Raw genomic sequence first — 6,774 nt, forward strand, 5'->3', positions numbered from 1 at the left:
TCTCCTCTCACGTGACCTGCGCCTGGGCTTCGACCACCTTCGGCCGGCGCAGGATGATGATGCCGACGCCGACCAGCGTGGCGATGCCGCCGATCAGCAGCGACCAGCTGGCGGGCTCGCCCAGGAACAGCACGCCCGACAACACGCCGAACACCGGCACCAGCAGCGTATAGGGCATGGTCTGGTTGACGGAATAGGTGCGCAGCAGCCGGTACCAGACGGCGTAGGACAGGATGACGACGACCACCGCCTGGAAGGCGACGGCGATCCAGGCCCACGCGCTGGCCTGCGTCACCGCCTGCCACTGCCCGTCCTCGAGCAGCAGCGAGACGACGAGCAGCATCGGCGCGGCGAAGAGCGACATCCAGCCGTTGATGGTGGAGGGGTCGAGGTCGGCCATCCGCTTCATCTGGATGTTGGCGGCGGCCCAGACGATCGCCGCCAGCACGATCAGCCCGATCGCCCAGAGGGCGGAGCTGTGCCGCGGTTCGCCGGCCAGGATGGCGACGCCGCCGATCGCGACGGCCATGCCGAGCGCCCGGCGCCAGCCGATCCTGTCGCGGAAGAAGATCATGGCCAGGAGGGCCGAGGCGGGCACCTGCACCTGGATCACGATCGCCGCCACCGCGGCGTCGACATGCGCGAGCCCGGTGAACATCAGCGAGAAATGGGTCAGCCCCAGCATCACCGACAGGATCAGCACGTCGCGCCAGCGCCCGCGCGGCATGCGCACGAAGGGCACCAGCAGCAGCGCCACCAGCCCGAAGCGCAGCGCCATGAACAGCAGCGGCGGCAGCTCCGCCAGGCCGTATTTGGCGATCACGAAGTTGTAGCCCCAGATCAGCATCACGCCGAGGGCCAGCAGCAGATCGACGGGCTTCATCATCAGGAGCCGAGCTCCTCCGCCAGGGCCGCCAGTTCGAGCCAGCGCTCCTCCGCCGCCTCCTTCTCCGCCTGCGCCGCCGTCAGCCGGGCGGTCTTCTTGGCGAAGCCGTCCGGATCGCGGGCATAGAGGTTCGGGTCCTCCAGCGCGCGGCCGAGCTGGGCGATCTCGGCGGTCAGCGCCTCGATCCTGCCGGGCAGCAGGTCGAGCTCGCGCTGGTCCTTGAAGCTGAGCTTGGTGCGCGGCTTCGGCGCCGCCGGCTTGGCCGGGGCCGCCGGCTTCGCCGCCGGAGCGGGCGCCGAGGGCGGCGGCGGACGCTGGCGCAGGTAGTCGGTGTAGCCGCCGACATATTCCGCCACCCGGCCCTGCCCCTCCACCGCGATCACCGAGGTGACCAGCCGGTCGAGGAAGTCGCGGTCGTGGCTGACCAGGATCAGCGTGCCCTGGAAGTCGGCCAGCACCTCCTCCAGCAGGTCCAGCGTCTCCAGGTCCAGGTCGTTGGTCGGCTCGTCCAGGATCAGCAGGTTGCTGGGCCGGGCGAACAGCTTGGCCAGCAGGAGCCGGCCGCGCTCGCCGCCCGACAGGCTCTTCACCGGGCTGAACATCCGCGAGGAATCGAACAGGAAGTCGCCGAGATAGGAGGCGATGTGCCGCTTCTGCTCGCCGACCTGGACGTAGTCGCCGCCATGCGGCAGCAACACGTCGCGCAAGGTCGCCTCGGGGTCCAGCACGGCGCGGGTCTGGTCGTAATAGGCCGGCTCCACCCCCGGCCCAAGCCGCACCGTCCCGGAATCGGGCGGCTCGGCCCCGGTCAGCACCTTGACCAGGGTCGACTTGCCGGCGCCGTTCGGGCCGATCACGCCGATCCGGTCGCCGCGCAGCACGCGGGTGGAGAAGTCGCGGACGATGACGGTGTCGCCGAAGGCCTTGGACACGCCCTCGGCCTCGATCACCCGGGCGGCGCCGCGGCCGGCCTCGGCGATGCCGAGCGCCGCCACGCCCTGACGGGCGATCTGGGCCCGCCGCTCCGCCCGCATGGCATGGAGGGCGCGCAGCCGGCCCTGGTTGCGCTTGCGCCGGGCGCTGATGCCCTGACGCGACCAGACGGTCTCGGTGGCGATCTTCTTGTCCAGCCGCGCCCGCTCCGCCTCCTCCTGCGCCAGGATGGTCTCGGCCCACTCCTCGAACTGGGCGAAGGGCTTGTCCATCTGCCGCAGCACGCCGCGGTCGATCCACCAGGCGCGCTGCACCAGCGCGTTCAGGAAGGCGCGGTCGTGGCTGATCACCAGCAGGGCGCCGCGCCAAGCCTTCAGCTCGCCCTCCAGCCATTCGATGGTCGGCAGGTCGAGATGGTTGGTCGGCTCGTCCAGCAGAAGCACGTCGGGCTCGCCGACCGCGGCGCGGGCGATGGCGGCGCGCCGCCCCTCCCCGCCCGACAGCGTGCCGGTCGGCCGGTCGCCCTCCAGCTTCACCGCGGCCAGCACCTGTTCGACCCGCCAATGGTCGTGGGCGCGGTCGGCCGGCAGGGCGGAGGCGACGTAGTCGGCCACCGTGGCGTGGGCGGACAGGTCCGGCTCCTGCGCCAGATAGGCGATGCGGATGCCGGGCTGGACGAAGCGCTCGCCGGCGTCGAGGTCGATCGCGCCGGCCAGCGCCTTCAGGATGGTCGACTTGCCGCTGCCGTTGCGGCCGACCAGGCAGGCCTTGTCGCCGGCCGAGAGCGCCAGGTCGACGCCGGTCCAGAGAGGGGCGCCGCCGAAGGTGACGGCGGCGTTGCGGAGGCCGATCAGAAGGGTCATGCGCCGAGGATCCGAGAGAGGCCGCCCTTGTCGCAACTATGGCCGGGCTTGGCTACCCCGCTTTGGACATACCGGACTCACGACGGAGCGGCCGCTCGCCGTGCGCTCGACCGTGAGCGGCACGCCGTAGAGCCGGGAGAGCCGGTCCGGCGTCAGCACCGCGTCGACCGGCCCGGCCTCGAACCGCCCGCCCGGCTCCAATGCCGCCACCCGGTCGGCGACGGCGAAGGCCTGCTCCGGTTCATGGGTCGAGACCAGCACCGCCAGCCCGTCGGCGGCCAAAGCGCGGATCCGGTCCAGCACCCGCAGGCGGTTGCCGAGGTCGAGGCTGGCCGTCGGCTCGTCCATCACCACCACGCCGGCCTGCTGGGCCAGGGCGCGGGCGATCAGCGCCAGCTGCCGCTGGCCGCCGGAGATCCGGGTCGAGTCCCGCCCCGCCAGCGCGGCGATGCCGAGCGCGTCGAGGGCCTGCATGGCGATGTCGAGATCGGCCCTGCCCGGCGTGGCGAAGGGGCCGAGCGCCGCCGTCCGACCCATCACCACCAGGTCGAGCACGGTGTAGGCGAAGTCGCCCGGATAGGCCTGGGGCACATAGGCGATGCGGCGGGCAAGCGCCGCCGGCCGCAGCCGCGCCAGCGCCTCGCCCCCGACCCGGACGGTGCCGGCGAGAGGCGGGATCAGGCCCAGCAGGGTCTTGAACAGCGTGGTCTTGCCGACCCCGTTCGGGCCGAGCAGGCAGGTGACGGTGCCGGCTTTGAGCGCCAGGCCGATGCCGGAGGCGACGGTCGTGGCGCCGTAGCCGATGGTGAGGGCTTCGGCGGAGAGAGCGGTCACGGCCGGGGTATCCGCCAGATGGAGCCTACAGCGGGCTTACACTCAATGAGTCCCCCCTCCCCTCGCGGGAGGGGGTTAGGGGGAGGGGGTTCCCGCGGCTCGCCCAGGTCCTGGACAATCACCGGCCGGCCGGGCAGTGGCGCCAGCCCTTTGCCCTTTCGCGCGCAGACGCGCGCACCCCCCTCCCCCTGCCCCCCTCCCGCGAGGGGAGGGGGGACTACAAAGGGAAGAGCCGCGATCTGAAAAGGCACGTCTCGCCAGATCATGGCAGTCGCCTCCGCCGGCCATGCGCCAGCAGCCAGACGAAGATCGGGCCGCCGACCGCGGCGGTCAGCACGCCGAGCGGGATCTCGATCTCCGCGGCGGAGCGCGCCAGCGTGTCGATCGCCAGCATGAAGGCGGCGCCGAGCAGTATCGCCGCCGGCAGCAGCCGGTCGAAGCGCGGCCCGACCAGGAGGCGCGCCATATGCGGCACCATCAGCCCGACCCAGCCGATGACGCCGGAGATCGCGACCACGGCGGCGGTGACCAGCGTGGCGGCCGCGATCACCAGCAGGCGCAGCCGCGGCACGTCGACGCCGAGGGCCCGCGCCTCGTCCTCGCCCAGCGACAGCACGCCGATGCGCCAGCGCAGCAGCAGGAGGGGTGCGAGGCCGGCCAGCACGGCCGGCAGCACCGCCGCCACGTCGCCGGCCTTCACCCCGGCCAGGCTGCCGAGCAGCCAGAAGGTGATCGCCGGCAGCTGGTCGTAGGGATCGGCCAGCACCTTGACCAGGGAGATCGCGGCCCCGGCCAGGGCGCCGACCACGATCCCGGCCAGGACCAGCACCAGGACATCGCCGCCGCCCCGGAGCGTGCGAGCCAGGGCGCCGACCGCGGCGACGGTGAGCAGCCCGCCGCCGAAGCCGAGCAGCTGGATCGCCGCCACCGGCAGGCCGAGCAGGATGCCGAGCACCGCGCCGAAGCCGGCGCCGGTGGAGACGCCGAGGATGTCCGGCGACACCAGCGGGTTGCGGAACAGGCTCTGATAGGCGGCGCCGGCGGCGGAGAGCGCGGCGCCGACCAGCATCGCCGTCAGCACGCGCGGCAGGCGGATGCGGAACAGCACCGTGTCGACGGTCGAATCCCCTGTCCCACCGGAGAGCGCGCGCCAGAGCGCCGCCAGCACCTCCTGTGGCGGAATGCGGTAGGGGCCGATGCCGGCGGCGACCAGCACCATCGCGACCAGGAGAGCCGTCAGGACCAGGAGGACCGTGGCGGTTCGCACCGTCGTGGCTCAGCTCCCGGCACCGTCGAGCAGGCGGGCGAGGTCGGAATCGGTCGGCTCGACCTGATAGAACAGGCGGTAGAAGCCGCGCAGCTGGTCGCTCAAGGTCCCCGGCGCCTGCTCCGGATACAGCGTGTGCAGCAGCCAGACCAGGCCGGCCAGCCGGTTGATCGAAGGCGGCGAGTCGATGAAGCCGAAGGGCTGGTTCGGCGCCAGGAACACCCGGCCGGCCGCGACCGCCGGCACCGGGCGCCAATCCGGATCGCCGGCGACGCTTCGGCGGAAGCGGCGGTCGAGAGTGACGATGGTGTCCGGCGCCCAGGCGATCACCTGCTCGCGCGAGGCGGTGACCAGGCCGCCCTTGCCGCGCAGCCCCTCGACCACGTTGACGGCGCCGACGCGCTCGATGATCTCGGTGTTGATCGACCCGCGAGAGCCGGTCTCCAGCCCCTCCGGCCCGCGGGCGAGATAGACCTTCGGGCGCTTCTTCGCCGGCACCGCGGCCACCGTCCGGTCGACCGTGGCGAAGATCTCCTCCGCCGCCCTGGCCAGCGCCTCGCCGCGCTCCGGCACGCCGAGGATGCCGGCCAGCAGGCGCAGCGCCGCCGGGGTGTTCCCGAACCGCCCGTCGATCAGGAGATAGGGGATGCCGGTCTGCTGCTGCACCCGGTCGGCCAGCGAGATGTAGGTGTCGCCGATGGTGCCGAAATCGACGATCAGGTCGGGTTTGGCAGCCAGCAGCTGCTCGAGATTGACCGTGTCGCCCCGGCCCGTGAGGCGGCCGGTCTGCGGCAGGCCGCGCACCGCGGGCAGCAGGAACGGCTTCGCCTCCGCCGTCGGCGCCTGCACCCAGCCGGCCATGACCTGGGGCGCCAGGACATAGAGCAGCACCGCGGCCGGCGGCCCGGCGGCGAAGACGCGGCTGACGCGGTCCGGGATCTCGACGGTGCGGCCGGCGGAGTCGGTCACCGTGCGCGCCCAGGCCGGGGCGACGGCCAAGGCCAGGACGGCGGCCAGGGCGGCGAGCGCGCCGCGGCGGCGGAGCATCAGGGGTCCCCCACGTCGGAATCGCCCGGCGTGGGCGGGGCCAGCGGCGTGAAGGCGCAGCGGTCCGGCTTGATGTCGATCAGCGGCGTGCCGTCGAGGCAGTCGAGCCCGCGGACCAGCAGCGTCGACCCCTCGATCCCGACCAGCGACACCATCGCGGTGCCGATCGGATTGGGCCTGACCGGCGAGCGCAGGGAGAAGGTGCCCCGCGTCGTGCCGTCGTCCTTCGGGCTCTGCAGCACCAGGTCGCGCCGCGACTTGTGCAGCCAGTACAGGATCTCCAGCCGCTCGTACTCCGCGACGCCGGCCAGCGCCTGGTCCCAGGGCGGGAACACCTCGATACGGCAGGTCGGCCCGTCCCGCCGGCCCTGGCGCGGGCAGTCCATGCGGCTGGTCCAGGGCGTGCGGATGCGGCCGATGAAGACGAGGCCGGCATCGGCCGCCGCCGGCCATTCGACGGCGCGTTCGGCCGCCCGGATCTCGTCCTCGCGCACCATGCGGGCCCCTCGCCTTCAGCTGTCGTGCCGCTTCGTTATATAGGACGATATACGCCGGTCGGCGAGAGGCTTGACGCCCGAATCCCCCCTCACCCTCCCACTCGCTGACGCGAATGGGCCCCTCCCTCTCCCCGAGGAGAGGGAATCGAGGCGGCCATAGGCGGGGTGTCCGCCGGCCGGGCCGTCACCCGGTGTCGGGTGCGGGCTTCGGGTCGTCGACATAGAGGCCGAGGCCGAGGGAGCGGCAGAGGCGGTCGGCGGTGGTGGCGGTGGTCTCGGCGTCGAGCCACCCGATCACATCCGGCTCCTGCAGCCGGACCGCCAGCCCGGCCCGGAGCCCCGGCACCCGGGTCGGATCCCGCACCTCGGCGAAGGCCCGCTCCATGGCGGCGGCCACCGCCTGCCGGCGCCGGGCCCGCTCGGCCGCGACCGCGGCCGGGCCGCCGG

7 protein-coding genes are annotated in these 6,774 nt (G+C 73.0%); all 7 read right to left on the reverse strand.

The features are described from left to right. Positions 1–7: 7 nt before the first annotated feature. The gene (locus G537_RS0119780) at positions 8–886 is read right to left on the reverse strand and encodes a DMT family transporter (protein WP_245579055.1); all 879 of its coding nucleotides are present in this window, start codon (positions 884–886) and stop codon (positions 8–10) included. After that, positions 886–2,682, reverse strand: coding sequence for an ABC-F family ATP-binding cassette domain-containing protein (locus G537_RS0119785; RefSeq protein WP_026871603.1), 1,797 nt, complete (start codon positions 2,680–2,682; stop codon positions 886–888). The genes G537_RS0119780 and G537_RS0119785 overlap by 1 nt, the downstream gene beginning before the upstream one ends. Before the next feature lie 36 nt (positions 2,683–2,718). Continuing rightward, positions 2,719–3,516 carry an ABC transporter ATP-binding protein gene (locus G537_RS0119790; protein ID WP_026871604.1) on the reverse strand — a complete coding sequence of 266 codons (798 nt, stop codon included), beginning with the start codon at positions 3,514–3,516 and terminating at the stop codon, positions 2,719–2,721. A 262-nt stretch (positions 3,517–3,778) separates the two neighbouring features. Continuing rightward, the gene (locus G537_RS0119795; RefSeq protein ID WP_026871605.1) at positions 3,779–4,783 is read right to left on the reverse strand and encodes a FecCD family ABC transporter permease; all 1,005 of its coding nucleotides are present in this window, start codon (positions 4,781–4,783) and stop codon (positions 3,779–3,781) included. Between the two features lie 9 nt (positions 4,784–4,792). After that, positions 4,793–5,830 carry an iron ABC transporter substrate-binding protein gene (locus G537_RS0119800; protein ID WP_051248673.1) on the reverse strand — a complete coding sequence of 346 codons (1,038 nt, stop codon included), beginning with the start codon at positions 5,828–5,830 and terminating at the stop codon, positions 4,793–4,795. Further along, on the reverse strand, positions 5,830–6,327 hold the full coding sequence (gene tsaA, locus G537_RS0119805) for a tRNA (N6-threonylcarbamoyladenosine(37)-N6)-methyltransferase TrmO (protein ID WP_026871608.1): 498 nt from the start codon (positions 6,325–6,327) through the stop codon (positions 5,830–5,832). The genes G537_RS0119800 and tsaA overlap by 1 nt, the downstream gene beginning before the upstream one ends. Positions 6,328–6,511: 184 nt before the next feature. Then, on the reverse strand, positions 6,512–6,774 hold a 263-nt coding region (locus tag G537_RS44300; protein WP_026871607.1), incomplete at its 5' end, for a hypothetical protein.

This window comes from Inquilinus limosus DSM 16000, from assembly GCF_000423185.1.
Lineage (GTDB): Bacteria > Pseudomonadota > Alphaproteobacteria > DSM-16000 > Inquilinaceae > Inquilinus > Inquilinus limosus.